This is a genomic window from Bradyrhizobium sp. RD5-C2 (assembly GCF_019972155.1).
GTDB lineage: Bacteria > Pseudomonadota > Alphaproteobacteria > Rhizobiales > Xanthobacteraceae > Bradyrhizobium.
Map to the genome: position 1 here is coordinate 94,010 of NZ_BOVL01000022.1, position 26,955 is coordinate 120,964.

Annotated in this window: 27 protein-coding genes; 20 read left to right on the plus strand and 7 right to left on the minus strand. The window is 62.6% G+C overall.

The window, feature by feature from the left end; translation table 11 throughout:
• Window positions 1-39: 39 nt before the first annotated feature.
• Together BraRD5C2_RS29220 and BraRD5C2_RS29225 are read right to left on the minus strand one after the other, a co-directional pair.
• A complete protein-coding gene (locus tag BraRD5C2_RS29220) occupies window positions 40-1,242 on the minus strand; it encodes an NAD(P)/FAD-dependent oxidoreductase (RefSeq protein ID WP_223974541.1) in 1,203 nt (400 codons plus the stop codon).
• 508 nt (window positions 1,243-1,750) lie between these two features.
• Window positions 1,751-2,695 carry a helix-turn-helix transcriptional regulator gene (locus tag BraRD5C2_RS29225; RefSeq protein ID WP_223974543.1) on the minus strand — a complete coding sequence of 315 codons (945 nt, stop codon included), beginning with the start codon at window positions 2,693-2,695 and terminating at the stop codon, window positions 1,751-1,753.
• A 426-nt stretch (window positions 2,696-3,121) separates the two neighbouring features.
• Here BraRD5C2_RS29225 and BraRD5C2_RS29230 point away from each other — a divergent pair, with 426 nt between their 5' ends.
• Window positions 3,122-4,048, plus strand: coding sequence for a helix-turn-helix domain-containing protein (locus BraRD5C2_RS29230; RefSeq protein WP_223974545.1), 927 nt, complete (start codon window positions 3,122-3,124; stop codon window positions 4,046-4,048).
• A 26-nt stretch (window positions 4,049-4,074) separates the two neighbouring features.
• Here the strand turns inward: BraRD5C2_RS29230 and BraRD5C2_RS29235 are convergent, their stop codons facing one another.
• Window positions 4,075-5,019: a helix-turn-helix transcriptional regulator gene (locus BraRD5C2_RS29235; protein ID WP_223974546.1), complete on the minus strand. Its 945-nt coding sequence runs from the start codon at window positions 5,017-5,019 to the stop codon at window positions 4,075-4,077.
• A gap of 272 nt (window positions 5,020-5,291) precedes the next feature.
• On the opposite strand from BraRD5C2_RS29235, the gene BraRD5C2_RS29240 reads away from it, so the two are divergent.
• A complete protein-coding gene (locus BraRD5C2_RS29240) occupies window positions 5,292-6,224 on the plus strand; it encodes a helix-turn-helix domain-containing protein (RefSeq protein ID WP_223974971.1) in 933 nt (310 codons plus the stop codon).
• Window positions 6,225-6,232: 8 nt separating this feature from the next.
• Here BraRD5C2_RS29240 and BraRD5C2_RS29245 read toward each other — a convergent pair whose 3' ends face one another.
• Window positions 6,233-7,270, minus strand: a complete 1,038-nt coding sequence (locus BraRD5C2_RS29245) for a catalase (protein WP_263010021.1) — start codon at window positions 7,268-7,270, stop codon at window positions 6,233-6,235.
• Window positions 7,271-7,356: 86 nt separating this feature from the next.
• Between BraRD5C2_RS29245 and BraRD5C2_RS29250 the strand changes: the two genes are divergently transcribed.
• Window positions 7,357-7,878 carry a filamentous hemagglutinin family protein gene (locus BraRD5C2_RS29250; protein ID WP_223974548.1) on the plus strand — a complete coding sequence of 174 codons (522 nt, stop codon included), beginning with the start codon at window positions 7,357-7,359 and terminating at the stop codon, window positions 7,876-7,878.
• An 85-nt stretch (window positions 7,879-7,963) separates the two neighbouring features.
• Here the strand turns inward: BraRD5C2_RS29250 and BraRD5C2_RS29255 are convergent, their stop codons facing one another.
• Complete coding sequence (locus tag BraRD5C2_RS29255) at window positions 7,964-8,587, minus strand: Lrp/AsnC family transcriptional regulator (RefSeq protein ID WP_223974549.1); 624 nt, start codon at window positions 8,585-8,587, stop codon at window positions 7,964-7,966.
• 128 nt (window positions 8,588-8,715) lie between these two features.
• On the opposite strand from BraRD5C2_RS29255, the gene BraRD5C2_RS29260 reads away from it, so the two are divergent.
• From BraRD5C2_RS29260 to BraRD5C2_RS29320, 13 genes are all read left to right on the plus strand, one after another.
• Complete coding sequence (locus BraRD5C2_RS29260; RefSeq protein WP_223974550.1) at window positions 8,716-8,874, plus strand: hypothetical protein; 159 nt, start codon at window positions 8,716-8,718, stop codon at window positions 8,872-8,874.
• An 88-nt stretch (window positions 8,875-8,962) separates the two neighbouring features.
• A complete protein-coding gene (locus tag BraRD5C2_RS29265; protein WP_223974551.1) occupies window positions 8,963-9,313 on the plus strand; it encodes a VOC family protein in 351 nt (116 codons plus the stop codon).
• A gap of 66 nt (window positions 9,314-9,379) precedes the next feature.
• Window positions 9,380-9,889, plus strand: a complete 510-nt coding sequence (locus tag BraRD5C2_RS29270) for a flavin reductase family protein (RefSeq protein ID WP_223974553.1) — start codon at window positions 9,380-9,382, stop codon at window positions 9,887-9,889.
• A 6-nt stretch (window positions 9,890-9,895) separates the two neighbouring features.
• Window positions 9,896-10,765 carry a branched-chain amino acid ABC transporter permease gene (locus BraRD5C2_RS29275; protein WP_223974555.1) on the plus strand — a complete coding sequence of 290 codons (870 nt, stop codon included), beginning with the start codon at window positions 9,896-9,898 and terminating at the stop codon, window positions 10,763-10,765.
• A 97-nt stretch (window positions 10,766-10,862) separates the two neighbouring features.
• Entirely contained in the window at window positions 10,863-11,780 is a 918-nt protein-coding gene (locus tag BraRD5C2_RS29280; RefSeq protein ID WP_223974972.1) for a branched-chain amino acid ABC transporter permease, read from the plus strand.
• Window positions 11,777-12,502 carry an ABC transporter ATP-binding protein gene (locus BraRD5C2_RS29285; RefSeq protein WP_223974557.1) on the plus strand — a complete coding sequence of 242 codons (726 nt, stop codon included), beginning with the start codon at window positions 11,777-11,779 and terminating at the stop codon, window positions 12,500-12,502. Before BraRD5C2_RS29280 ends, BraRD5C2_RS29285 begins: the two co-directional genes overlap by 4 nt.
• Window positions 12,495-13,214, plus strand: coding sequence for an ABC transporter ATP-binding protein (locus BraRD5C2_RS29290; RefSeq protein WP_223974559.1), 720 nt, complete (start codon window positions 12,495-12,497; stop codon window positions 13,212-13,214). Before BraRD5C2_RS29285 ends, BraRD5C2_RS29290 begins: the two co-directional genes overlap by 8 nt.
• 165 nt (window positions 13,215-13,379) lie before the next feature.
• Window positions 13,380-14,147: an enoyl-CoA hydratase/isomerase family protein gene (locus BraRD5C2_RS29295; RefSeq protein WP_223974561.1), complete on the plus strand. Its 768-nt coding sequence runs from the start codon at window positions 13,380-13,382 to the stop codon at window positions 14,145-14,147.
• Window positions 14,148-14,915 carry a creatininase family protein gene (locus BraRD5C2_RS29300; RefSeq protein WP_223974564.1) on the plus strand — a complete coding sequence of 256 codons (768 nt, stop codon included), beginning with the start codon at window positions 14,148-14,150 and terminating at the stop codon, window positions 14,913-14,915. It abuts the gene before it with no gap.
• Window positions 14,916-15,055: 140 nt separating this feature from the next.
• Entirely contained in the window at window positions 15,056-16,186 is a 1,131-nt protein-coding gene (locus BraRD5C2_RS29305; protein ID WP_223974566.1) for an LLM class flavin-dependent oxidoreductase, read from the plus strand.
• 27 nt (window positions 16,187-16,213) lie between these two features.
• Window positions 16,214-16,993, plus strand: coding sequence for an enoyl-CoA hydratase/isomerase family protein (locus BraRD5C2_RS29310; protein ID WP_223974568.1), 780 nt, complete (start codon window positions 16,214-16,216; stop codon window positions 16,991-16,993).
• Window position 16,994: 1 nt separating this feature from the next.
• Entirely contained in the window at window positions 16,995-18,866 is a 1,872-nt protein-coding gene (locus BraRD5C2_RS29315) for an AMP-dependent synthetase/ligase (protein ID WP_223974570.1), read from the plus strand.
• A 161-nt stretch (window positions 18,867-19,027) separates the two neighbouring features.
• Window positions 19,028-20,221 carry an ABC transporter substrate-binding protein gene (locus tag BraRD5C2_RS29320; protein ID WP_223974572.1) on the plus strand — a complete coding sequence of 398 codons (1,194 nt, stop codon included), beginning with the start codon at window positions 19,028-19,030 and terminating at the stop codon, window positions 20,219-20,221.
• Between the two features lie 46 nt (window positions 20,222-20,267).
• Here BraRD5C2_RS29320 and BraRD5C2_RS29325 read toward each other — a convergent pair whose 3' ends face one another.
• Window positions 20,268-21,131, minus strand: a complete 864-nt coding sequence (locus tag BraRD5C2_RS29325; RefSeq protein WP_223974574.1) for an AraC family transcriptional regulator — start codon at window positions 21,129-21,131, stop codon at window positions 20,268-20,270.
• A gap of 142 nt (window positions 21,132-21,273) precedes the next feature.
• On the minus strand, window positions 21,274-22,023 hold the full coding sequence (locus BraRD5C2_RS29330) for a GntR family transcriptional regulator (RefSeq protein ID WP_223974575.1): 750 nt from the start codon (window positions 22,021-22,023) through the stop codon (window positions 21,274-21,276).
• A gap of 125 nt (window positions 22,024-22,148) precedes the next feature.
• On the opposite strand from BraRD5C2_RS29330, the gene BraRD5C2_RS29335 reads away from it, so the two are divergent.
• From BraRD5C2_RS29335 to BraRD5C2_RS29350, 4 genes are all read left to right on the plus strand, one after another.
• Window positions 22,149-23,027, plus strand: coding sequence for a fumarylacetoacetate hydrolase family protein (locus BraRD5C2_RS29335; protein ID WP_223974576.1), 879 nt, complete (start codon window positions 22,149-22,151; stop codon window positions 23,025-23,027).
• Window positions 23,028-23,217: 190 nt separating this feature from the next.
• Entirely contained in the window at window positions 23,218-24,840 is a 1,623-nt protein-coding gene (locus tag BraRD5C2_RS29340) for an FAD-dependent monooxygenase (RefSeq protein ID WP_223974577.1), read from the plus strand.
• Window positions 24,837-26,039 carry an FAD-dependent monooxygenase gene (locus BraRD5C2_RS29345; RefSeq protein ID WP_223974578.1) on the plus strand — a complete coding sequence of 401 codons (1,203 nt, stop codon included), beginning with the start codon at window positions 24,837-24,839 and terminating at the stop codon, window positions 26,037-26,039. Before BraRD5C2_RS29340 ends, BraRD5C2_RS29345 begins: the two co-directional genes overlap by 4 nt.
• Complete coding sequence (locus BraRD5C2_RS29350) at window positions 26,036-26,911, plus strand: VOC family protein (RefSeq protein ID WP_223974579.1); 876 nt, start codon at window positions 26,036-26,038, stop codon at window positions 26,909-26,911. The genes BraRD5C2_RS29345 and BraRD5C2_RS29350 overlap by 4 nt, the downstream gene beginning before the upstream one ends.
• The last annotated feature ends 44 nt before the right edge of the window (window positions 26,912-26,955 follow it).

Consider the following 26,955-nt stretch of genomic DNA (forward strand, 5'->3'; position numbering starts at 1 on the left):
CCGCGCACTTCGGGGCGCGCGGCCGTTTCGCCTGGGTGTCTAGAGGTTCACCACCTGCTCCGGATCCGCTGCAGCGAGAGCCGCGGCGCGCTCGGCTTTCGGCGGATAGATCCAGACAGTGTTGATCTCGCGCTTGGTCTTCTTGGCATCGTCGCCGACGATTTCGAGCTTGCGCTCCCACCCGCGCGTGAACAGCGCGCCGGCCTCGCCAAGGTCGAGACAGGTGACGTAGACCTTCTGGTGATACGGCCTGGTCGGCTTGCCCAGCAGCTCGGCAGCGGCGTTGTTGCCGGCAAAGGCGCCCATGCGGGTGGCGTGCTGGCACGACATCAGTGCGTAGTTGCCGGCATCGTCGCAGGCGGCGCGTGCGGCGTCGCCGGTGGCAAAGACGCCGGCTACGCCCGGAACGCGCAAGTCGCGATCGACCAGCAGTCGGCCGAACCTGTCACGCTCGCCGGGAATCTCCGCGGTCAACGGAGCGGCACGGATGCCCGCCGCCCAAACCACGGTTGCGGCTTCGATGCGTTCGCCGTCGGACAGCGTGACACCGGCTTCGTCGAGCGATGCGACGCCGGCAGCGCCCCGTGTTTCGATGCCCAGCCTGCGGAGCGCGTCCTCGATGACCGGGCGGGAATCCGAGCCCATGTTCGGTGCGATCGCGGCGTTCCTTTCGACGATGATGACGCGCGGCTTGGCATCCTTGCCGAGGATCGCGCGAAGCCGCGCCGGCATCTCGGTCGCCGCCTCGATGCCGGTGAAACCACCGCCGGCGACGACCACGGTATCGCGGCCGTTGCCGGCCGGCCGGCGAGCCAGGCCATGCAGATGCTTGTCGAGGGCAACGGCGTCGTCGAGCTGGTCGACGCTGAAGCCGTGCGCGGAGAGGCCGGGAATGTCCGGTCGGAACAGCCGGCTGCCGGTGGCCACGACCAGGCGGTCGTAGGAGAGCTCATTCGTGCCCGTTGCGGTCGTGATCGTCACGGTGCGGGACTTGGTATCAACCGTCTCCGCGCTGCCCCGCAGATAGGTGACGTCGACGGCGTTCAGCACATCCGACAGCGGCGCCGTCAGGGTCTCGGGTTTCGGTTCATAAAGTCGCGGGCGAACCACGAGCGTGGGCTCCGGCGCGACCAGCGCGATTTCGAACGTATCGGGTGAGACGCCGTGGATATCGCGCAGGCGGGCAGCGGAAAGTGCGGCATACATGCCGGCGAAGCCGGCGCCGATGATGACGAGTCTCATGTGACTACTCCTGTGGTTTGGTTTCTTCCGGGCATGCGCGCGCCATCGCCGCCGCTGTTGCGGCAAGCTTTCTGCGATCAACGATGGCGCGAAGACGTGAAGCGAAATCGGCGGTCTAGGGCTGGATACAGCCCGCGGTCGGTAGTCCTCGCCGCGGCCATGCGCTGCGCAGCAAGATGGGCTGGGGAGTGCTCGGGATCCATTCAGCGTAGGGGAGTTGAGCGTTGTCCCTTGTCACGATGGACATCCCCGGATTGGGGCGCTGCAGGGACTGTGGCGGAATTTCCACTTCGTCGCCGGTTGCCGAGGTAAAGCGAACCGCCAGTGAAAGTCCGTACACGATAGTGGTTGCGACGATCCTCCGTCGTGGCGCGATTGAAGCGAGGCTCAAAAAGCGTTTCCAGATCATGTTCGTCTCCGTCCATAGGATCGTGGGCACCCTGCTTGTCTATCGGATCGGACCTGCAACCGCGCCAGAGTGATTGCGGCACCTGTAGAGTCGTTGCTGCTACCGAATACGTCGGCGCCAATCGCTCGGTGTTTCACCGGTCAGTCGCCTGAATGCTGCGGCGAAAGCGTTTTGCGAGGCGTAGCCAAGCGCGGCCGCCACCGACGCGATCGATGCGTCGCTGTCGCGCAACATGTTCATCGCCTGCTCGAGTCGCTGCTGGCGCAGCCAGGCATGGGGTGAAAGACCGGTGCTCTCCTTGAAGGCGCGAGAGAAATGGAAGCGTGACAGGCCAGCGTCTGAAGCAAGCGAGGCGAGTGATATCTCGGCATCGTGATCCGAGCGCAAACGGTCGATGGCACGCCGGAGCACGCTCGGCGAGAGCCCACCCGTGGCCGGCGGCGCCGTCATGAGTGTGCCCACATGCGCGATGAGCAGCCGCGTGGCTAGAAGTTCAGTCACCTGTTGCCTGAACAGGGCGTCCAGGGCAGCGTTGCCTTCGAGTGCATCCGAAGCGCTGAGGAGCAACCCGGATACGACAGGATCGGAATATGCCGTTCGCTCCAGAAGATCGCCGGGAACGACCGTGCGAGCTTCGCGGGCGACGCGCTCGAGCGTTGCGTGCGGGAGATAAAGCTGAACGACGTCCACTGACCCGGGAATGTCCCATCGGGCGCTCGTGCCAGCTGGAATGATCGTCACCACGCCGGATCGCGCCGTTCCAATCGCAACCGATTTGCCGTCACGCCGCTCCAGGCGCTGCACGCCCGATGGGTAAGTCATGATGACGTGATCGATCATCGGCTGGACCACGTCGTGCAACGCGCCATGCTTCCAATGGGCGATCGCACCGTTCGATGGATCCGCGGCGATCAGCAGCGGCGCAGTCTTGAGCACGCGGGCCATCTCTTCGTCGGCATGACGACGCCCGCCCGCCGGCAAATCCTCGCGATGCGCCTCCAACGCGCCGGATGGTACCATTGAGAGATCGATTGGCTTGCTCATGGCGATGGGCTCGCGTCAGGACCGCCTGCGCTCGGCCGGCTCGAACTTATGGGGGCGCGGCGCCGCTGCGATCTGCGCAGTCTATTAGGCCCGTAAGTCTTCGAGCTCTTTCCCAAAGCTGCACCGCCTTTCCCAAATCTGCCCAAAGCGTTTCGTCACGCGCAAATTTGTGATAGGCTTTTCCGGGCGCCGGGCCTCAACCAAGAGATGACAAAGGCCGCGATCGTCGGCGACCACTGTTGAAATGACGTCTGAAAATCGGCCTGTTACAACCGGGGCCGCAGTCTGTCGGAATGACTGCCGATTCCGCTGGGGACCTAGACCTCAGTGCGGCGATCCCGGATAATCACGGGCGAACCCGCGGCGACGGCAATACGCTGATTTTCTTCAATCAAATCGACCACATCCTACGGACCGCCGATCGACATGGCACACGCAAGTACGTTCGGAAAGAGGTTCGGACGTTATCTCAATCTGACTGATGCGCCGTCCGCGCTGATCACGCGTTCACGGCGCGGCGTCGAACTCGCGGTCACGGAAACGCAGCATGCCAATCCCGAACCGGGTCTTTCCGGCTCGCTGGCCGACGAAGCCTACATCGTCAGCCTGAAGCTTCAGGATTACCCGGACTGCGAGCTCTGGGCGCATGGCAAGTACGTCACCACGTCGGACGTTGGAGCCGGCACAACGTGGTTGTACGATCTTCGGCACGATCCGCGCTACGTCATCGACAAGCCCTATCATTCGCTCCATTTTTATCTTCCGCGTTCGGCGCTTGATAGCATTGCCGCGGAATCCCGTCTCCAACTCGGCGACCTCGCTATCGGCTTCGGCTCCGGTCATGACGATTCGACCATGCGCCATATTGGCGGTTCGCTGTTGAACGGGTTACGCCGGCCGGAGGAAGCGAACCAGCTTTTCATCGATCACATGCTGCTGGCGTTCGCTGCCCACGTCGCGCAAGCCTATGGCGGATTGCAGCCGACCAGCGAATTGGCACGCGGCGGCCTTGCCCCCTGGCAGGTGAAGCGGGCCTGCGAAAGGCTCGACTCCGATCTCGGTGGAACGCTTTCATTGCAGCGGATTGCGGCCGAGTTTGATCTTTCGGTCAGCCGCTTTTCCCGCGCATTTCGTATCTCCACCGGTCTGCCGCCACATCAATGGCTGCTTCGCCGGCGCGTGAAGGTGGCCCAACAGCTGATGAGCGTGCGCGATCTGCCGCTGTCCGAGATTGCGATATCGGCCGGGTTTGCCAACCAAAGCCATCTGACGAAGGTGTTTTCGGCGCAAGTCGGTGTCAGCCCGGCGCTATGGCGCCGCGAAGCGTTTGGTGCGAGGAAAAGCGACGCTTGATGGTGCATCGGCGGAGCGCCGTTGCTTCAACGCGTGCGCCGCCGCCAGTCGCTCGGTGTTTCGCCGGTGAGCTTCCTGAATGCCGCAGCGAAAGCTGTTTGCGACGTGTAGCCGAGCTCGGCCGCCACCGACACGACGGCTTCATTGGTGTCGCGGAGCAGCTTCATGGCCTGCTCGAGCCGGTGCTTTCGGAGCCAGGCATGAGGCGAAAGCCCGGTACTTTCCTTGAACGCGCGGCAGAAGTGGAAGCGTGACAGGCCGGCCTCTGAAGCGAGAGCTGCCAATGACACGTCAGCGTCGCTATCCGAACGCAGGCGCTCGATCGCGCGAAGCAGCGTCTTCGGCGCCAAGCCGCCCCTGACCGGCTGGATCGTGGTTGGTAGATCGGTGTGAGCAGCCAGCAGACGCGTGGCCAGAAGGTCTGTCAGTTGCTGCCTGAACAACGTATCAAGAGCCTCGTTGCCCTCCAGGGCGTCCACCGCGCTCACAAGCAATCGGGATGTGACGGGGTCAGGATGCGCGGTTCTTTCCAGCAACTCGGTCGATGCGGCGGTGCCGGCTTCGGTGGCGATGCGTTCGAGCGTCGTCTGCGGTAGATAGAGCTGGACGACGTCAACGGGCTTTGGAATATCCCATCGCGAGCTCGATCCTTCGGGAATGATGATCACGACCCCGGGACGAAACGTTCCCGCGGCGACCGACCGACCCGATCGTCGCTCCATGCGCTGGACCGCGCCGTTGTAAGCCATGATGACATGGTGGGTCATCGGCTCGACGATGTCGTGCAGCGGCTCGTGCTTCCAATGGGCAATCCCGGCGCCGGAGGCGTCCAAAGCCATCTGGAATGGCGTTGTCCCGAGCACACGCGCCATCTCCTCATCGGCATGACGGTGGCCGTTAGCCGGCAAGCCGTTGCGATGCGGATCGGACTCGTCAGCTGAAATCATCGAGAGATCGATCGGCTCGCTCATGACGACGCGTTCGCTTAGGGAGGGCATGCGCTCGTGCCGGGCGCGGTTTACGTAACTGTGCTTTCTAGGCCCGGAGGTTTTCGGGTTCTTTCCCAAAACGGCCGCGCTTTTCCTGATTCTGCTCAAAGCGTTCTGGCGCGGCGGCTGATCCGTCCAAAAATCGCGTTTTGCGCCGCCCGCGAACCTAGACCTCCGCACTTGGATACCGGATAATGAGCTTAAACCTCGCACGCTTCCGCGGATGCGCTGCCTGGAAAATGCACGGGCCGGTCATGAGGCAGACGGGTTTCTACGGTGAGAATGCTAGGCAGTTCTGCCGCCTTGCGCAGGAACCGTGCTCATTGATCACGCGTTCGCTGCGCAACGCCGAAATCGCCGTCACCGAAACCCGGGATGATGCTCCCGCGCGGAGCCTTTCCGGCGGGATGCCCCTTGAAGATTCTTTTGTTGTCAGCCTGAAACTTTACGAATACCCGAGCTGCGAGCTCTGGGCACACGGCAAATGTGTCACCAAGGCCGATATCCGAGCGGGCGCAACATACCTGTATGACATGAAAACGGATCTGCGCTTCGTCATCAACAAGCCGTTCCACACTCTTCATTTCTATCTTCCGCGTTCGGCGCTCAACGGTATCGCTGAGCAGTTCCATGCACCGCGCGTTGGTGAGCTGCCTTGTGAGCTTGGCGTCGGCCACGACGACCCGGTCGTGCGTCATATCGGTGGGGCGCTCCAGCAAGCGCTGCGTCGGCCGGCTGAGGCCAACCGGCTCTTCATCGACCACGCGATGCTCGCAATCACCGCGCACGTCGCGCAGACCTATGGCGGACTGCGAGCCATCCGCGCGCTGGCCCGCGGCGGTCTCACCCCAAGGCAAGCAAAACAAGCTTGCGAAATGCTCGACGCCGATCTCGGCGGGACACTGACCTTGAAGCAGATCGCGGCCGAGTTTGGCCTCTCGGTCAGCCATTTCTCGCGCGCGTTTCGAACGTCGACCGGGTTGCCGCCGCACCAGTGGCTGCTTCGCCAGCGCGTGAAGGCGGCCAAGCAGTTGATGACCGTTGCGGGCCTGTCGCTGTCCGAGATCGCGATATCGGCCGGGTTTGCCAACCAAAGCCATTTGACGAAAGTATTCTCGGCTCTGGTCGGCATGAGCCCGGCGGCATGGCGCCGCGAGGTGCTTGATGTCAGGGATGGTCAGACGTGATTGGCCGGTTACCGACGCCGCGCCAGTGAGATGGCATAGGCTTCGCGTCGCGCCGCGAAGATCTCGTCCAAGGGATGATCAAGGCCTTCGGCAAGATTTGCCGGATCGAAGACAGAGGCGTCGCACACGGCGTTCGCTTCGACGCCCGTGATCACGATCGTGCCCAGCCTGATTTCATCTCGGCTGTCCTCGTCGGGCCAGCGGATCGTCACATCCAGGACCGGATCATTAGGACGGTCGAGCAGCGCGATCACGCTAAAGCGGACTTCACCGGCTGCGATTCGATTCCGGAGGTCGTCGTAGATGGCCCTTGCAGACGTTGTGGTCGCCTCGTCTGCCTTTGCGGCGAGATCTCCGCCGACGGGGACAACCTTGAGCTTGATGAATCGCGTCTCGTCGTCCGCGTTCGTTGCAGGAAAGGAATGGACACCCCAATACGTTGCGCCTGCAAAGCCTGTCGGCAATTGGCTCGTCGCGAGGTAGGCTGCCTGGCTTAGTGTTTCGGGATTGGCGGCGGAGAACGCCTTCACCTTATCCGTATCCAGCTTTCCCTTGGGATCCGGAATGCGCGCCTTGAGGTATGCCTGCATCTGGTCGAGGGTCCGGGCAAAATGCACGGGCGCGCTCTGCGTCAGAATGTCCGAGCAATAATCGTCACGCCCCAGCCGGAAGCTGAAGCCGCGCAACGACAGCCTGTCGGCACCTGACAGCTCGGGATTGCAGCCGTCCATCGAGAAGCGCGCCAGCACCCGCGATGGCCTCGAGAAGCTTCGGGATTTGGTGATCTCCACCGATCGGTCCGAAGGAATATAGGTGCCGTGGACGCACTGGCCTGCGGCAAAGCTCGCTCGTACCCTGGTTCTCTCGCCGGCAACTGCATTCAGCGCGTCGACGATGGAGGCGGGCGTCGCGGTCGTGCCACGCGGGAACTTGGTCATTGACTGGTCTTGGGTTTGACCGCAACAGCCTAGTAATCCCGGCGCCCGCCGCCCCAGAGCGATTGCGGCGATTGTCGCGCGATTGCTGTTATTTCGGGTGCCGGCCATCGCGGCCTACATCAATTGGTAAGGTCGCGGTGACTGGAAGGGCGCACAATCAAAGGAACGAAGAATAAGCGAACGGAGCATCACTGTTGCAGTCGTCCAGAGCGAGCCGGCATGGGTTTGACCCAGCCGCCACGACCGCAAAGACCGTCACCCTGATCGAGCAAGCCCGGCGTGTACCGCACGGCACCATCGATGCCGGCGAGGCCGGCATTCGCGTGTCGGGTAATCTCACCCTCCAGGCGCTCCAGGTGCTCAACATCGCCAATATCCAGGTGCAGGGCATTTCGGTCGGTGTGCCGGTGGTGCAGGGACCGCCGGTGGGCGCCTTAACCGCGGCGAACAACACCGCGGGCGCAGCCCAGCAACCGACGGCGGCGGCACCGGCAGCCAATACCGGACAGCCGTCGGTCATCATTGTCGAGGTGCTCGGCTACGGCGGCGGTGACGGCACGCCGGATCCCGGCGGCAATGACCAGCGCCGCGGCGGCAATGAGCGGCAGAGCTATGATCCGAACAGCATGTTTCGCGTGGTCGGCAGCGGTGAACTGACCGCTGAACAGGCGCTGCAGCTGACTGATGCCGAAAGGCAGCGTCTGTCGTCGCGGTAGCGATACCGCGTGTGCAAGGCTTCCGTCATTTCGACGCCCGGCGATATCCTCACGGAGCTCCTCGATCGCCTTGTCGCTGCGGCCGTCAGAAGCTGGCCGCATTGTGGTCGAGCGCGCGCGACGTCTCGATGCTCATGCCGGCGTCGATCCGCGTCTGAAGGGCAGTGTCGTATTGTGGCTTGGCCGGTCTCTCGATTCGCCTGGAAGCCGGGCTGGACGACTTGATCTGAACCGGTCGACTGGAGTCGATAGGCAGCACCGTCTTGTGGGAAATCCGCTTCAAGGCCAGGTTCGAACGAATGCTGGTCACGCCCGGTATGCGCGAGAGCTTGTTGACGATGAGGTCTTCAAGCGCCTCGATGTCGGACACCATCACGCGGAGCAGATAGTCGCTATCGCCGGTCATCAGGTAACACTCCATCACCTGGTTCAGGCGATCGATCGAACGCGTGAAGTTCTCGAGCGAGAGCTGCACCTGCTTCTCGAGCTTGACCTGGATGAACGCAGTAACGCCGATCCCGACGACTGCCGGATCCAGCACGGCAATTCGCCGATCGATCACGCCGAGCTTTTCTAGCGTGCGAACGCGGGCGAGGCAGGGTGAAGGTGAGAGATTGACGCGCGAAGCAAGCTCGACGTTGGTCAAGTCGGCGTTCTGCTGCAGTTCATTCAGAATCTTGATGTCGATCCTGTCCAGAGTCGTCGTCATTCGATTTCTCCCTGGCCGACTGTGGCTTCGTCGAGGTTCGGTCCCGCGCGTTATCTCGCGTGGTGACAACTCCATGACAGCGATGCTAACCGCAGTCGCGGCCGTGGGTATTTCGACAAAAAGACGACTTGTATCGAAAAACGGTCAATCTCCCCCGGGGGCTGGCACGCGCTGAAATCGACATCGTCCGCTCGCCGCGAGCACTGGTGAGCAATGGCGCCAAGGTGGGCATGTCTCGGCACATCATGCTGCTCAACGATGCGGGCAGCCAACTGTTCGAGCATTAATGCCGGCCAAACGGGGCGACTATCTCCGGACGATCGGGGCCTGTGGAGATCGCAGATCGAGGGCCCGTTCGGAATCGGGAGTGAGAAAGTGAAGCTCAAGCACGTCTATCTGACTGCCGTCGAACCCGAAGAGCTGGCTGGGTTCTACGAGGGCCTCGGATTGACGATCCGCTTCGCCGATCGCGGCAAGTGGATTCAATTCGCAGGAGAGAAGGCCGCTCTTTGTGTCGCAAGTCCCGCTGAATCCGTATCTGAGCCGTCCCGGAATGCTGTCCTCGTCTTCGAGGTGGATGATCTGGAGCTTGCTCTCGATCGCGCGCGGGCTCAGGGGGCCGAGGTGCTTGGCGACATCAGGGACATGGGAGCGCATGGTCGGGTGGCCCATTTCAAGGACCGTCAGCACAATACGATCCAGCTCTTTCAGGCTGCGGCCAAGTAGGCCCGCAGATCATCATTTCGGCTCCATGTATCAGGGCAATCCACCATGAACCTACGAGTCTCGCCCATGCCCAGTCAGGACAACCCGGTGTTCAGCAGCACGGAATTCCGCAGCGCCATGCGCAACGTCCCGGGCGCCGTGTCGATCGTCACGACGGGCGCGCGGCCGGGCAGGCACGGTTTGACATTGACGGCCGGTTGCTCGGTGTCGACCGAGCCATCGAGCGTGCTGGTCTGCGTCAATAAGTCGGCCGGCGCCCACGATACGATCAAGCAGAGCGGATCGTTCTGCTGGAACATCCTCACGGCGGATCACGCTGCGCTGGCGCAGAAATTCGCAGGCCAGGACGGCAGCAAGGGCGACATTCGATTCAGCGAAGGCTTGTGGCGCGAACTCGCGACGGGGGCGCCGAGTCTGGTCGAGGCGATCTGCAGCTTTGATTGCCGCGTGTCCGATTCATACGATGCCGGCAGTCACACGATCTTCGTCGGCGCAGTGGTCGCGCAGGCGACCAACGCCGATCGCGAACCTCTCGTCTATGTGAAGGGTGAATTCACCGTGCCCAAGTGCCGGTGATCGCTCATGCTGTCACTCTGGCTCAATGTTCTCGCGAGCGGTGTCTTGCTCGGTCTCGTTTACGGGCTCGTGGCGCTCGGTCTGACGATCATTTTCGGCGTCATGCGCGTGGTTAACTTCGCGCATGGTGAGATGGTCGTGTTCGGCGTCTACATCGGCTATTGGGCCGTCCGCCTTTGGGACGTTCCGATCATCGTCGCGGCGGCGATCGCGGCGGTCGTGATGTTCGTCTTCGGATATTTGCTGGAGACCCTGCTCGTCAAACGGTTCGTCAACCGGCCGCATCACTATCAATTCATCGTCTTCATCGGGCTATCGTTGCTTTTCACCGGCGCGCTGCTGGTGACGTTCGGGCCGGATCCGCGCCCCACCGCGTCGCAGCTGTCGTTTCACACCGTATCGCTCGGCTTCGTGACGCTGGATCTGGCGCGACTGCAGGCGGCAGCAACCGCGGGCCTGCTCATCACGCTGCTGGGCGCTTACCTGAAGTTTTCATCATTCGGCCGGTCGTTGCGCGCGGCGGCGGACAACCGCTTGGGCGGCCTGGTCGTCGGTCTGAACATCCCCCGGGTCTATGCGGTGACCTTCGGTCTTGGCGCGGCCTGCGCGGGCGTCGCCGGCGCGCTGATATCTCCGTTGTTCGACGCGCAGCCATATCTGGCCGTCGACTTTACCCTGCTGGCTTTCGTGACGGTGATCGTCGGCGGTCTCGGCAGCTTCAGCGGCGCGCTGTTGGGCGGCCTGCTGATCGGCGTCGCCGAAGCAATTGCAGCGCTGATGTTCACGCCGTCGATGAAGACGGCGCTTCCCTATGCGCTCCTGATCATCATCCTGATTTTCCGTCCGAGAGGTTTCTTTGGTGCAAAAGAGATTTGAGGGGTCGGCCGACATCAGGCCGTGGCTTGCGGGAGCAATGGTCTTCGTGACCCTTGCCCTCGTCGGCGCGCTGGCGAATCCGTACCTCATCTCGTTGATGACGATCGTGTTGCTGTTCACGTTCCTCGGCCAATCCTGGAATCTGATGCTCGGGATCGGCGGGCAACTGTCGATCGGTCATGCCCTCTTTGTCGGCCTCGGAGCCTATTCAGTTGCTGTGCTCGAGGTGAAGTACGGTATCTCTCCGTGGATAGGCCTGTTGCTTGGGATGTTCCTTGCCGGGTCCGTCGGCGCGGCGCTGGCGTGGTTGAGCTTCCGGTTCGAGGTGCGTGGAATCTACTTCGCTCTGCTGACGATCGCCGCCGCCGAGTTCGCCAGGATCATGTTCAGTGGCTGGGAGTTCGTTGGCGCAATGCAGGGGCTGTTCTTTCCCGCACCGACCAATGCGATCGAGTTCTCGATGCTCCGGGGCGACGCGCGCTTCTACTACTTTGTCGCGCTTGCGCTGGCCGCCCTCGGCATCGTGGGCACCGAACTGATCTCGCGATCGTATCTCGGATACGTCTGGCGAGCGATGCGGGACGACGAGCAGGCGGCACGCGCGCTCGGTGTTCGCACATTCCGGCACAAGATCCTTGTGATCGCGATCTCGGCGGCGACGGCGGCCGTGGGCGGCGGAATTCTGGCGCTGGTGCAGGGATCGATATTCCCGGATTCGATCATGGGGATGGGGCTCTCCGTCGACGTCCTGATCGGGCCCGTGGTCGGCGGCTTGGGCACGACGTTTGGTCCGCTGGTCGGGTCGCTCGCGGCTATTCCCCTGAACCATCTGATGAGCGCGCTCGGCGACAGTCTGCGGATCCCGGGACTGAACAACATCGCCTACGGTGTCGTGCTGGTGCTCGTCGTCTGGTTCCTGCCCGACGGCATCTGGCCGGCGATGGTGCGGCTCTGCAAGGCGATCCAGCTGCCGTCCCGGGTGTGGCTGCCGCAACCGAGAAAGGCCGAAGAATGACGGCCTTGCTCGAGGTGAAGAATCTCTCCAAATCGTTCGGCGGATTGGTCGCGGTGAACAATGTCAGCTTCGCACTGCAAGCCGGACGGATCACCGCGTTGATCGGGCCGAACGGGGCAGGAAAGACGACATGTTTCAACCTCGTTGCGGGCGCCATGCAGCCGACCAGCGGGGAGGTGCTGTTCGAGGGACGCCCGATCGAGAATACACCGCCTGAACTTGTCTGCAGGATGGGTATCGCGCGGACATTCCAGATCGTGCGGCCGATGCGCGACATGTCGGTGCTCGAGAACGCAATGGTCGGCGCCTTCAGCTGGACCCGGAACGTCAGCGAAGCCAGGTCGACGGCATACGAGTCCCTTGAAAGCGTTGGACTTGCCGGCAAGGCCAATGCAAGGACCGACCAGCTGACGCTGCCGGATCGGAAAATGCTGGAAACCGCCAAAGCGCTGTCCACCCGGCCCAAGCTGCTGCTGCTCGACGAGGTGATGGCGGGCCTCCGTCCCACCGAAGCCGCGAGCGTTGTCCGCGTATTGCAGGGACTTGCCGAAGCCGGGCTGACGATCCTCCTCGTCGAGCATGTCATGCGCATCGTGATGGAGGTCGCGTCGCGTGTCGTCGTGCTGCATCACGGCGCCAGGATCGCCGAAGGAAGTCCTGGCGAGGTGGCCGCGGACCCGAGGGTCCTTGAGAGCTATCTGGGGACAGGCTTCCATGCTTGACGAGGCGCTCTTATCAATCGACGGGCTTTGTGTTGCCTACGACGGATCGAACGCCCTGAACGGCGTCTCCCTGCGGATCCACAAGGGTGAGTTGATCTGTGTCGTGGGTGCGAATGGCGCGGGAAAGACCTCGCTGATCAGATCGATCGCAGGCATCGTTCCATCTTCGGCCGGCGCCGTGAAGATGAACGGCGTCGATATCACCGGGATGCCGCCGTGGGAGATCTGCGAACGCGGCATTGCGCAAGTCGCCGAAGGTCGACAGATCTTTGGCAGCCTGTCAGTCGAAGAGAATTTGCTGTTGGGTGGCGCGCTGAAGCGCGCGAAGGCCGGTCAGCTCGAAACGCTTGAGTTCGTCTACCAGTTGTTTGAAAGGCTTCGAGAGCGCAGGCGGCAGCTTGCCGGAACGCTTTCGGGCGGCGAGCAGCAGATGCTGGCGATCGGGCGCGCGATCATGGCGAAGCCTGAAATCGTGATGTTCGACGAGCCGTCGATTGGACTGTCACCCGCCTTGACGGACGTGATGTTCGAGGTGGTGAAGTCCCTGCACGAGCAGGGCATCACGGTGCTGCTGGTCGAGCAGAACGTCGCGAAATCCCTTGCGTTGAGCAATCGCGGTTACGTCCTGGAGAACGGCTCGATCGTGCTGCACGGACCGAGCGACGAACTGCTGAGCAACGCCGAGATTCAGCGCGCTTATCTTGGAATGTAGTGGCGTGTCGCCAGCGTGGCATTGATCCGCCCGGCGCGGAACCGGGACAAGATCAAGCAGATCATGCTGCGATCCCGTGCCGCGACGGCGATTTGTGTCGATCCGGCCTGATACGGAAGCGTCGTATGGCAACCAATTCCGAGGCGCGCCACATAGGCTGTCGCCATGCAGAACGACGACGCTCTCTTCGTCGAGCGCGACCTCGACATCGTCACGATGACGATGAACAGGCCGCCGGCGAATGCCTTGAACAACCGACTGGTCGAGCGTTTGCTTGACACGATTCGTGCGTTGTCCGCTCAAGCCTCACCACCAGGTATCGTCTTGACCGGCGGAGGCGATCGCTTCTTCAGTGCGGGAGGCGACATCAAGGAAGTCGCCGGCATCGAGATATCCAGACCTCGTATGAGGAACTTCCACGCGCTGCTGTGCGAGATGGAGCGATATCCGGGCCCGCTGGTGTGCGCCGTCCGCGGCTATGCGGTCGGGGGCGCCTTCGAATTCCTGCTTCATGCCGACTACGTCGTCGCAGACCAGGCCTGCATGGTCGGGTTTCCCGAGATCAACCACGGTCTCCTGCCCGCGGCCAAGGGAATGCGGCAAGCGGTCCGGAAACTGGGACTTCGCGAAGCGCAGGCATTGCTTTACTGGGGCGAGTTGGTCGACGCCCGGAAGGCGCTCGAAATCGGAGCGATCAGCGAGGTCGCAACCACTGTGAAGGTGATGGACCGTGCCGTGGAGGTATGCAGGCAGCTTCGCGGGAAGGAGCAGAGGCTATTCGCCGCGATCAAGCGCTCGTTGAACTTGACGGGACAGATGGATGACGCTTCGCTTGAGGCGATGACGATCGAGGATCTCGGCGCCTATTTGACCGGGGATAGCTCGGCAGACGCGCGCGCCCGCTTCCTGTCGAAGAATTCAAAGAAGGCATGAATGGCTGTGCTGCCATCCCTTGAAGAAATCCGCCTGGAGCTCATGAGCTTCGAGGACGTGTCGGCCGCCTTGGCGCGAGGATATTCGACGGCCTTGATACCGTGCGGTGCTGTCGAGCAGCATGGGCCGCATCTTCCGCTTTGCATGGATGCCGATCACGCGGAGGCGCTCGCGGCAAGACTGGCGCAGCATCTCGGCTCGGCTCTGATCGCTCCGACGATCAAGGTCGGCTGTTCAGCTCACCATCTTGTCTTCCCCGGTACGATCTCGCTTCGACCGGAAACCTTCGAGGCGATCTGCCGGGATTACTGCACGAGTCTCGCCCAGCATGGTTTCAAGCGGATCCTGCTGTTCTCCGGGCATATCGGAAACTTTCCCGTCCTGCGCGACATGCTTCCGCGGTTGAGGCGCGAGGTCGCGCCTGGCGTTGAGATCGATGCGTTCTGCGACGCCATTGCCTGGATCGACACATGGCGAAGCGCCGTCCGAGATGCCGGGGGTGCCCCCAACGCAGTCGGCGGGCACGCCGACATCGCGGAGACGTCGCTGATGATGCGGCTCCGCCCCGATAGCGTGCGGCTGGACCGGTTCGAAGCCGGGTACCTGGGCGCGCTGTCTGAAGCGCAGCTTGAGTCCATGTGGAAGAACGGGATCAAGTCGATCACGCACAACGGGATCATTGGCGATCCGCATGGATCGACGGTCGAGATCGGCGCGCGATGCCTCAAGGCGATCGCGGATCTTCTGGCGTCCTCGTTTGCCAGATGAGGTGACGCCGGCATGCGGTCCGCCAGCTGCTGACAGCATAAAATTTGGAAAGCTGCGCAGCCGCCACCAGCATTCGGACGAAAATGTTGCCGCGCCTATGAAATCCTCTGCCATCTCGAATCTTCCAGAGGACTTAGAAGATGGCACTTTCGTTCGGGTTCTGGTCGGAGCAGGAAACCCAGGTCGGGCAGAGCTATGCACGCCGGCTTCATGAACTGGTTGATGAGGTGCGCCTCGCGGAAAAGATGGGGTTCGACTGCGTCGCGCTGTCCGAGCAGCACGTCGCGCTCGGCGGCATCTCGAGCTCGGCCCCTGAGGTGGTCTACGGCTATCTCGCCGCGGTGACCTCTCGCGTGAAGCTGCGGTCCGCAGTGACCCTGATGCCGCAGAAGATCAATCACGCCTTGCGCTCGGCGGAGCGGCTGGCGGTCACCGATATTCTGTCGCATGGCCGCATGGAGTTCTACGCCGGCCGCGCCAACACGACTATCGCCATGCGCGCCTTCAACGTCGACCCGAATGAAACGCTCCCCCAAATGGAAGAGGGGCTCGCGCTGCTCAAGAAATCGATGCGCGAGGATATCTTCACCTTCGAAGGCAAGTATTACCGGATTCCGCCGCGAATGCTGGTTCCGAAGCCGCTTCAGAAGCCCCATCCAGTGATCGGCATCGCTGCCACAAGTGAACGGAGCCATAGCTGGGCAGGCGCCGAGGGGTTCGCCGTGCTGAGCAGCAACATCTACCAAGGGTGGGACTATCAAGCCAAGCTGATCAAGACCTACCGTCGCGCCTGGAAGCGTGACGAGCTTGGCCCGCTCGATCGCTCTCGCATCGGCCTTCCGATCTTCTTTGGCATCGGTGCCACGGACCAGAAGGCGAAGGAAGACTACGCTGAGCCTCTGATGCACTACGCCCGGATAGCGACCGACGCTTATCCCCGGCTGGCGAAGCTCTCCGGTGACTACGCATACATGAGCGAGAGCCAGCCGGCGGCGCAACGCGCCGGAACGGATTGGGACTATCTGCTCAACGAATCGGCGACCACCGTTTGCGGGAGCCCGGACACCGTCATCCGTCAGCTCGAGAAATTCGAGGCATTGGGCATCGACGAAGTCCTGCTTCACCTCGATTCGGTGAACCATGAGAAGATCATGGAGGCGATCGAAATGTGCGGTCGCTACGTGATCCCGCACTTCAACGACCGAAACAACGTTGTGCGACCCACCGAGGAGATCCTCGACAAGATCCGCGCGATGCGGCCTCAAAAGTAATTCCAGGACAGCAGGACGGAGAAACCAATGTCACAGCACAGCTACAAGTATCTGATCGTCGAGAAGCGCTCCAGCGGCGTTGCCGTTGTCACGATGAACCGGCCGGAGATCCTGAACGCCATCAATTGGGACATGCACGAGGAGCTGGAGCGGGTTTTCGTCGAGCTGGATCACGACAAGAACGTCCGCGCGATCGTGCTGACCGGCGCGGGGCGAGGCTTCTGTTCGGGCGGCGATCAGAAGTCGCTCGACAAGGGCCCGCTGCCGTCGCCGACCAGGAGCGGACGCCATCTGGTTCGCAATATGCTCGAGGTCGAGGTGCCGATCGTGGCGGCGGTCAACGGCGTTGCCGTTGGGCTCGGGGCGACGCTTGCTCTGTTCTGCGACGTCATCTTCGCAAATCCGACCGCGCGATTTGCCGATACCCACGTGACCGCTGGCGTGGTTGCTGGTGACGGCGGCGCGGTGATCTGGCCGCTGCTGATGGGGCCGGTGCGTGCGAAGCACTACCTGATGACGGGCGAGTTCATCTCCGCCGAGAAGGCCGCCGCCATGGGCATGATCAACGAGGTCATTTCGGGCAGGGACGTCAAGGACGCGGCGATCGAATATGCCGAGATGCTTGCAAGCGGCCCGCGGGAATCCATCATCTGGACCAAGTACAGCGTCAACAAGATCATCAAGCAGTACTCGCATCTGGTGCTCGACACCTCGGCCGCGCTGGAGATGCTGACCTTCGCGCTGCCCGAGCGGCGCGAGGCCGTCGCCGCCTTCGCTGAAAAGCGGAAGCGCTTCGCGGAGCGGTGAGATGGACGTCGAATCCATCACGTCGGGAGCTCAACTCGTCGAGGTGACCATCCCGCAGCTTCTGAGCGCGCGAAGGGCGGAGCGGCCCGAGGCGGTCGCCTACAAGCAAAAGCGTCGCGGCGAATGGATCGCCGTGACCTGGCGGCAGTATTCCGACCAGGTGGCCAATCTGGCGGCCGCCCTGCAGCAGGCCGGATTCGAGCGCGGTGATCGTGCGGCCATCATGGGCGATGTGTCGCAGGAATGGCTGCTGGCCGACATGGCGACGATCTGCGCCGGCGGCGTCATGGTCGGCGTGTACTTCACCTCGTCGCCGGAGGAAGTCGGCTATTGCCTGAGCGATTCTGGAACCTCCTTCGTCTTTGTCGGCAGCGAGCTTCAGCTCGGCATCGTCCTGGCGTCCGGCCAGGCCGAGAGGTTGCGGAAGATCATCGTGCTCGATCCGGCGTGGGCTGGGGCGGGCGCAGCGGCGAACGTCGTCTCTCTCAGGGCCTTTTGCGAGGGGATCTCGGTCGATGCCGATGTCCTTCTTCGCGGGCAGGCCGCGCAAGCGAGGGCGAGCGACCTGGTCAGCATCGGGTACACATCCGGCACCACGGGCTTTCCGAAGGGCGCGATGCTGACCCATCTGTCGCTGCTCGCCGGTGCGCACAGCGTGACGACGTTCAGCCCGCGGATGCGTTCCGACACCCATCGCGTCGTCGTGCATCTGCCGATGTCGCACACGGTGGCGCGTGCGCAGGCGACGACCTTGCCTTTGCTGGCCCGGTTGGTGCCGCATTTCGGCGAGACCAGCATGGAGTTTGCCCAGACCATCAAGGAGGTGAAGCCGACCTACTTCACGGCACCGCCCCGCTTCTATCAGCGGTTCGCCACCCAGATCCTCAGCAAAGTCCATTCCGGATCGGCGAAGCAGAAGCAGGATTATCAGTTCGCGATGACGATCGCGCGCAAGGCGCTCGACGACCGCCAGGCCGGCGGCACGCCGGATCCCCTGATATCGGCGCTGTTCGCGGTCTGCCAGGACCAGATCTTCCGTCCGCTGCTTGCCGAAGTCGGGTTCGAGGAACTCGCGGTCACCTACACGTCGTCGGCTGCGATGCCGTCCGAGCTGATGTCTCTCTGGCAGCTATGGGGCCTGCAGTTGAAGGAATGTTACGGCCAGACCGAGCTGGTCGGCGCCAATCTGGTCCAGATGGCGGAATGGCCGGAAGCCGGCACCGTTGGCGTGCCCGTGCATGATGCGGCCTGGGAGACGGCGGTTCTCGAGGACGGGGAGATGATCGTTCGGGGACCGGGGCTGTTTGTTGGCTACTGGAACAAGCCTGAGGAAACGAAATCGGCGCTGCGCGATGGTTGGCTTTACACCGGAGACATCGTCGATATCGGCCCGACAGGCCTGTTCAAGCTGGTCGATCGAAAAAAAGAGATCATCAACACGTCCAACGGAAAATCCATCAGCCCGACGCAGATCGAGAATGAAATCCGGCACAGCCCGTTCATTTCCGAGGCCGCGGTGATCGGCGAAGGAAAGAAGTATCTCACCGCGTTGATCGAAGTCGACGCGGTTGCGACGATGGAGTGGGCGAGATCGCGGGATCTGCAAATCGCGCAATACGCGGACCTGGCGAACTCCGAAATCGTCGTCCGGATGATCGAAGGCGAGATCGGCAAGGCCAACAGCAAATTGGCCAGGGCCGAGCAGATCAAGGCGTTCCGGATCCTGCCGGAAGAGCTGTCTCCCGAGAATGGCGTGATGACGCCGACCAGGAAGAAGCGCCGGAAGCAGATTACCGAGAGATATCGGTCGTTGATCGACACGCTCTACGACGAGAGCGAAGACGATCTGGTCAGGGCCGAGATGAAGACGTGATTTGAACGGGCGCGCCTGCTGCGAGATGCGCGCGTCCGGCGCGTGTCGCGTGCGCCGCCCGTCATCGAGTTTCTTGATTCGATCGCCGCAATATTCACGCAGTCGACTGAGGGGAATGTCACATGAGGATCAGCAACGAAAATGGCCTGACGCGTCGTGCATTGCTCGGCAGTGGCGTGGGCGCTGCAGCAGGGCTCGTATCGTGGCCGGCAAGGGCAAACCTCCCCGGCAAGGTGCGGGTCGGCGCGATCAATCCGAGCAGCGGCGTCCTGGCGTTTCCCGGCCAGGCCTGCGTGCGCGGGATCGACGCCGGCGCAAAGTTCGCCAAGGAGAAATTCGGAATAGACATGGAAATCATCCATGCCGACACGCAGAGCAGACCAGAAAACGGGCGAATTGCGGCCGAAAACCTGATCCGGCAGGGCTGCACGGTGCTCATTGGAGCCTGGGACTCGGGCGCAACCATATCTGCATTGCAGGCGGCGGAGGCCGCGAAAGTGCCGATGGTGGTGCATATCGCGAGCGCGACCCAGGTGACTTCGCAGGGCTTCACCCAGGTCTTTCGTTACTATCCGACGTCGCTGACGGTCGTCAGGAAGTCGCTGATCGAACTGAAGTCGCTGTTGTCGCCGCTCAAGGATGTGCCGACGAGCGCGGCCATCATGCATCTCAACAACACGATGGGGCAATCGACCGCGGCCAGCATCGATCAGGCCTGGAAGGAGGTCGATGTGCCTCTGAAGATCGCCCAGTACATCCCATACGACGAGAAGGCGAGGGATCTCTCGGTCGAGGTGGCCAAGGCAAAAGCCTCGGGCGCCGACGCGCTGATATCGGTGACGCGCGTCAACGATGCCATCATGATCATCCGGGAGTGCGTCAAGCAGGGGTGGAATCCCAAGCTGATCTTCTCGCCGAACTCGAATGGCGTGCAAGACAAGGCATACTACGACGCATTGGGCAAATACGGCGACGGCGCGATCCTGTCGACGCTGTGGTCCAACCCGAAGGCTCCCGACGCCGCGGCGATCCTCAAGCAATTCGCAGCCGACTATCCAAACGACTGGCTTGACGCCAATTCAGGATGTGCGTTCGAAGCCGTACAGATCGTTGCGGACGCCGTGAGCCGCGCCGGCTCATCTGAATCGGTGGCTATCCATGCCGCGCTCAAGGCGACCGATATGACGCCGATCCTGATGTCCAGCGGCAGGATCAAGTTCGATGCCAGTGGTCAGAATATGGGAAGCGATGTGACCCTGCTGCAGGGACAGAATGGCAAGCCCCGCGTGGTGGCGCCGCAAGCCGTGGCCGAAGCGACCCTTCAGTACCCGCTGGTGCCGTTTAATTCGAGATAGGGCATTGCCAGCCGCGGCTTCAGGATACGAAGCCGCAACTTGCTGCCTATTCGAACGGCTCATGGCTGACGAAGCTCGACCGCTCGGCGAGGAAGCGACGAGGGCTCTTGCCCATTGTCTTCTTGAACATGGTGATGAAGGCGCTCGGCGTTTCATAGCCCAGATCGAGCGAGACCGCCTGGACGGAAGATCCGGTCGATAGTCGCTGCAGCGCGACAAGGATGTGGAGGCGCTGTCGCCAGCGCCCGAATGTCATTCCGGTTTCCTTCAACACCAGCCGTGCGAAGGTGCGCTCGCTCATGGCGTATCGGGCGGCCAACTCGTCGACCGTACTCCGGTCGGCCGGATCATCGAGCAGCGATGCGGCCAGATGCTGAAGCCGGCTGTCAGCGGAGATCGGCAGGTACATCTGTTCGGTCGACATCTGGACCAGTTCGTCGAGCAGGACGCGCCCAAGTCGGCTTGTCGGTCCCTCGATCGGGTACAGCGGCGGGAATACCGACAATCGATGGATCAGCTCGCGGACCAGCGACGATATCGTGAATGTGCAGCAAGTGGTCGGAAGCGCGCTCGCCTGCGGATCGATGAAGACGACGTAGACCTTTTTCGCCTCCGACATGCAGTTGCTGTGCAGGACTCCGGCGGGTATCCATACCGCACCCTGCGGCGGAACGATCCACAGTCCTCCCGGCGCACGGCACATGACCGATCCATGAGAGGCCACCACCAATTGGCCCTTTCTGTGCGAATGGAGCGGCAGCTCCTCATTCCCCTGACCTGTCTCGATGGACATGGCGACAATCGGCCGGTCGAACTGGTCTGGATCGATCGGATCGTAGTTGATCCGAACGTCCGGCACGTTCATTCGGGCAAAGCCCTGATCCGTTTCAAGCGCGGGTGACTTCTGCATCGAATTCACTCGTGGAGACTGCAATTGCAGTCTGGCGGGCGGCGATTGGGCCGGCGGAGGATTCCGCTAAAGCATAGCGCTCCGGCGCAGGATCGTCACGGAAAAGCGATGCGCGTATGCGGACCCCGCCGTCGATGCCGCGTCAGGCCGGCGCGCCGCGTTTGCGCGGCAGGCTTTCAGGCAGGTGAGCATCGCCTGGTCTCGCCTTTGCCGATTCCGGAGCCGGCTCGCCGGCCAATACGGAATCGAGGATGACCTTCGTGGTCATCTGCAAGTGCTGGTTCATCAGCGTGACGGCGCGTTCGCTGTTCCGCGCCAAGGTGGCCTCGGCAATCTCCCGATGTTCCCTGTCCAGGTCTCTGTCCACCTTGGACAAAGGACCGGAAAACGCGCGGTAGCGTTCGGAGTGATTGTAAAGCGTCGCGCGCAGATGAAGCAGCCAGGGGCTGCCGCATCCCGCTGCGAGCGCTTCATGGAAAATCTCGTGCGCCCGCGCATATTCTTCGCTGTAGCGCCGCGCGGCCTTATCTGCCCATACCGGCGTGTGCGACAGGCGATGCAGCGCGGCGACCACCTGCGTCTGCCACTCGATCCCGCCTTTCTCGATCGCACCCCGAAGACACAGTTCCTCGATGCTGCATCGAACATTCGTGAGGTCGCTCAGCGCATCGACGGACAATGGCGCCACGCGGAAGCCGCGTTGCGGTTCGCTGACCACAAAGCCTTCTGATGCGAGCCGCGACAGTGCCTCGCGCACGGCGCTCGAGCCGACCTCGAAGCGGCGGCACAGATCGTCGATCTTCAGCTTTTCTCCGGGCGCGAAGCGGCACGCCAGCAATTGGGCGCGAAGCTTGGCATAGGCCCCGTGGGTCAGACTCGTCGGTGATTCCATGGGCTTAGCCATAACAAAAGGGGTGATCCGAGTCATTCAAAATATGCACTATTTCAGGATTATGCATTTTTATTTGCAATATGCATTTTACGTGTTACAGGAGACGAACACGGAGGAAACACCCCATGCGGTTCATCGCTTACGAAAGAAACGCGAGGCGGGGCCTCGCGGTGGCCGATCCGGCCGGTCGATATCGGGGACTTGATGACGGCGCAGCGCATGGCCGGCTCGAGCGCGCCCTTGCCGGCGGGCATGATGGACTGAAGGATCTCGCAGCCGCTCTTCTCACGGGCGAGCCGCTCGATCCGGAAGCCGTGAGCTTCCTTCCTCCGCTGTCCTCACCCGGCAAGATCATCTGCGTTGGACTGAACTACGCGGACCACACCGCCGAAAGCAGCATCCAGCAACCCGACTACCCCACGCTGTTCGGCCGGTTCTCGTCGAGCCTCGTCGGGCACGGTGCGCCGATCGTGCGGCCGAAGGTTTCAGGAGCGCTCGACTATGAAGGCGAGCTTGTCGCCGTCATCGGGCGCGGCGGCCGCCATATCCCGCAGTCCGCGGCGCTCGATCACGTCGCCGGTTATTCGATCTTCAATGACGGCACGATCCGCGATTATCAGTTCCGGACGCCGCAATGGACCATGGGCAAGAACTTCGACGGCACCGGCGCGTTCGGACCCGCACTGGTGACAGCCGACGAACTTCCGCCCGGCGCCCGCAGCCTGACGCTCGAGACGCGCTTGAACGGCACGGTGATGCAGAAGACATCGACCTCCGACCTGATCTTCGACGTCGCAACACTCGTCGCGCTGATCAGCGAGGGTATAACGTTGTATCCGGGCGATCTGATCGTGACCGGCACGCCGTCCGGCGTCGGCGCAGCACGCAAGCCGCCGCTCTACATGAAGCCCGGCGACGTCTGCGCGATCGAGATCGAGGGATTGGGGGTACTCCGCAATCCGATCGTGCAAGAGGGCGATGATGCGGTACGCACAGCTGCCTGACCTTCGCCGGTGTCGCTGCGCGCGGCCGCGAACGGACGTCGTATCGATCGCCAGGAGGATGAAAGCCTGGCCGAGGTCGATACGCGCAGTCGCCGGGTTTGAGGGAGTCGATCAGGCCAGCTCTTGATCCGGCGTGGTGTGTGAGCGGCAACAACATAAAATCCGCCGCCGGTCCTTATGGGAGGAAACAATGAAATCGGTTCCGGTTTTGATTGCAGGTGGCGGTCCCGTCGGGATGACGCTTGCGAATGTGCTGGCCCATTTCGGCATTCGCTCCATGCTGGTCGAGCGGAATGCGACGACGACCCGCCACCCGAAAATGGACATCACCAACAGCCGCAGCATGGAGCTGTTCCGCCGGTTTGGCCTGTCGGACGCGTTGCGAAAGGTCGCGGTAGCGGAAGATCATCCCTTCGATGTCTCCTGGATCACGAGCCTTGCTGGATATGAGCTGCATCGCTTCCGGTACATGACCCCGAGCGAGTTTCGAAAGCACAGCCGAACCAGGAACGACGGCACTCAGCCGCTCGAACCGCCGATGCGCGTTTCGCAAGTCGAGATCGAACCTGTTCTGAAGCAGGCGATCGACACCCGTTCGGAAGTCGAGGTGCGGTTCGGCGTCGGCTTTGAAAGCTTTGAAGCGAAGGACGACGGCGTCGTCGCGACACTGCGAGAGCAGGGGAGTGGCGCGCAAGAGCAGGTAAGCTGCCAGTATCTCATAGGTTGCGACGGCGGATCCAGCCGCGTTCGCGCGGGACTGGATATCGCGCTGGAGGGGCAGTCGCGCGTCGGCGAGCTCTACATGATCCACTTTCGATCGACCGAGCGCGAGCTGTTGCAGCGCTGGGGTGTCGCCTGGCACTACCAGTCGCCGCTTGGAACCATGATTGCGCAGAACGATGATGATATCTGGACCGTGCATGTTCCCGTGCTGCCCGGGCAGGATGCGAGCAAGCTCGATCCACGCGCGCTCGTCGAGGCCTATGCCGGCCGGCCGTTTGCTTTCGAGATCCTGGTCGCCAATGCATGGACGCCGCATCTCCTTGTCGCCGAATCCTATGGCAAGGGACGGGTCCTGCTCGCCGGCGACTCCGCGCATCAGTTCATTCCGACCGGCGGCTACGGGATGAACTCCGGGGTCGGCGACGCCATCGACCTCGGCTGGAAACTGGCTGCAACGCTGCAAGGTTTCGGCGGGCTCGGTCTCCTTGCCTCGTACGAAGTCGAGCGGCGCCCCGTCGCCGCACGAAATCGCGACGCGTCCGGCCGCCACATGCAGGTGCGGATGCAGATTGCCGAAGCCTACGGAAACCTGCTGCAAGGCGACAACAGCGAAGATCCCGTGCGGCGCGCCGAAGTCGGTGCCGAGCTTGCGAGACTCGGCAACGCAGAGAACGAATGTTTCGGGATCGAACACGGCTTTGTCTATGAGGGATCGCCGATCGTCGCCAGCGGCGACGCCGCTCCATTTCCGTTCGATCCGGTCGTCTACAAGCCGACGACCACGCCCGGTGCCCGCCTGCCCAGCACATATCTCAAGGACGGGACGGCGCTGTACGATCGGCTCGGTACGCACTTCACGCTGATCGATTTCCGCGGCGCCGACCTGTCACCCTTCGTCGATGCCGCGGCGCGACGACGGATCCCGCTGTCGATCCTACAACTCGACGAGCCCGATCTGAAGGGCGTCTATGGCCGCGACATGCTGCTGGTGCGCCCCGACCATCACATCGCGTGGCGCGGTACGGACGGCAAGGCGCCCAATGCCGACGCGATCCTCGCAACCGCTCTCGGCTGGGGAGGCGCGCGGTGAAGCGGCTGCATGCGCTGGTGATCGGCGCCGGTATCGGCGGCACGGCCGTCGCCATTGCGCTGCGCCGGGCTGGTCTCGACGTTTCCCTGTTCGAGCAGACCATGGCGCAACGCGAGGTCGGCGCAGGCATCCAGATCAGCCCCAACGCCTCCCGGCTGCTCCGCCGCTACGGGCTTGGCGACGCCATGGCGCGCGCCGCTGTGCGTCCCGCCGCGGTGGTGTTTCGTCGCTGGCAGGACGGTCGTGTGCTGGGGCGCGAGGAATTGGGCGACGTCCTCGAGCACCGCTATGGTTCGCCCTACTACCATTTTCACCGGGCGGACCTCATCGCCCTCCTGGCGGACGCGTTCGGCCCCAAGGAGATCAAGCTCGGACGCCGTCTGGTCGATGTCGAGCAAGACGACAGCGGCGTGACCGCGCATTTCGAGGATGGCACGTCCGCGCGCGGCGATCTCCTGATCGGGGCCGACGGCATCCACTCCAGGGTTCGCGAGTGTCTGTTCGGCGAGGAAAAGCCGAGGTTCTCGGGGCAGATCGCCTATCGCGGGCTCGCGCCTGTGGAACGCGTCGCGCATCTCGACCTGCCGCTCGATGTCACGAACTGGGTGGGGCCGGGTGGACATTTTGTGCACTACTTCGTCGGCGCCGGGCGCTTTCTGAATTTTGTCGCGGTGAGCGAAGCGGCGACGTGGACGCGGGAGCAATGGTCCGACCGCGGTTCGATCTCCGATGCCGTGAAGATCTATGAAGGGTGGCATCCGCAGCTTGCGACGATCCTCAACGCGGTGGACGAGACGTTCAAATGGGCGTTGTTCGATCGCAATCCGTTTCCGGAATGGACGCAAGGGCGGATCGCGCTGCTCGGAGACGCCTGTCATCCCATGCTGCCGTTCATGGCACAGGGTGCCGCACAGGCGATCGAGGACGGCGCGGCGCTGGCGGCCTGCCTGAAACACGCAGCCTTCGACATTCCGTCCGCGTTCCGGGCCTACGTCACCTTGCGCAAGCCGCGTGCGACCGAGGTGCAGGAGAGATCCCGCGCCAATTCCACGACCTTCCACATGCCTGATGGACCGCAGCAGCTCGAGCGGGATCACGTCCTCGCCACGCGCGGCGTACGCGGCAGTCCTGAGGCAATGAACAGACTTTATGGCTACGACGCAGAAGCCGTCGCGGCGACGCTGGAGGAAAAACCATGACCCGCGCTTTCCAAATCGCCTATGTCGATCTCGATACGCCTGCCGCTGAGCAGGAGTTCGCCTATTATGATCAAGTGATCGGTGCAACGCCGACCGAGCGCGGCTCCGACGGTCGCATTTATTTCAGCCTCGGTGTCGATCACCACAACATCACGATCAAGCCGGCATCCGAAAAACGCCTCACCGCGCTGGGCCTCAGGATCGGTCAGGAGGCGGTCGACGAGACCATCCGCTCACTGCGTGATCTCGGACTTTCTGCGGAAAGGAAGAGCGACGCACGGCCGGGCGTTCCGGATCTGGTGGAGGTCGTCGTTGCCGGGCACACGCTTCATTTGGTGCCGGAGATGGCCATGCCCGGTCCCGGCTTCCGCACCTCGGGCGTCATTCCGACGCGCCTTGGACATGTCGCCCTGATGGCACCGGAGGCGGACAAGCTGATCAAATTCTGTTCCGCGATCGGGTTTCGTGCAACCGATTGGTTCGAGGGGATAGCCACGTTCCTGACCTGCAACCACGATCATCACGTGCTCAACATCATCGCGGCACCGGAGGCGCGCGTTCATCACCTCGCCTTTGAGCTGCGCAGCCGCGCCGCGCATCACGATGCGGCGGATTTTCTGGCGACGACAGGCCATCCGATGCTTTGGGGCCCGTCGCGGCACACCGCGGGCCACAACCTCGCCTCCTATCACTACGACCCCAGCCGCTTTCTGATCGAGCTCTACTCCGACATGGACGTGCTCGTTCCAGAACTCGATATTTTCGAGCCGCGGCCGTGGCACCAGGCATTTCCGCAACGGCCGCGCGTCTGGACGATCGATCAGCTGACGACGTGGGGAACCCGTTTCGAATTCGACCTGAAGACGGCGTAGCGCCCGGCCGATTGCCGATCGAAAACCAAATCGCGAGGAAGCAG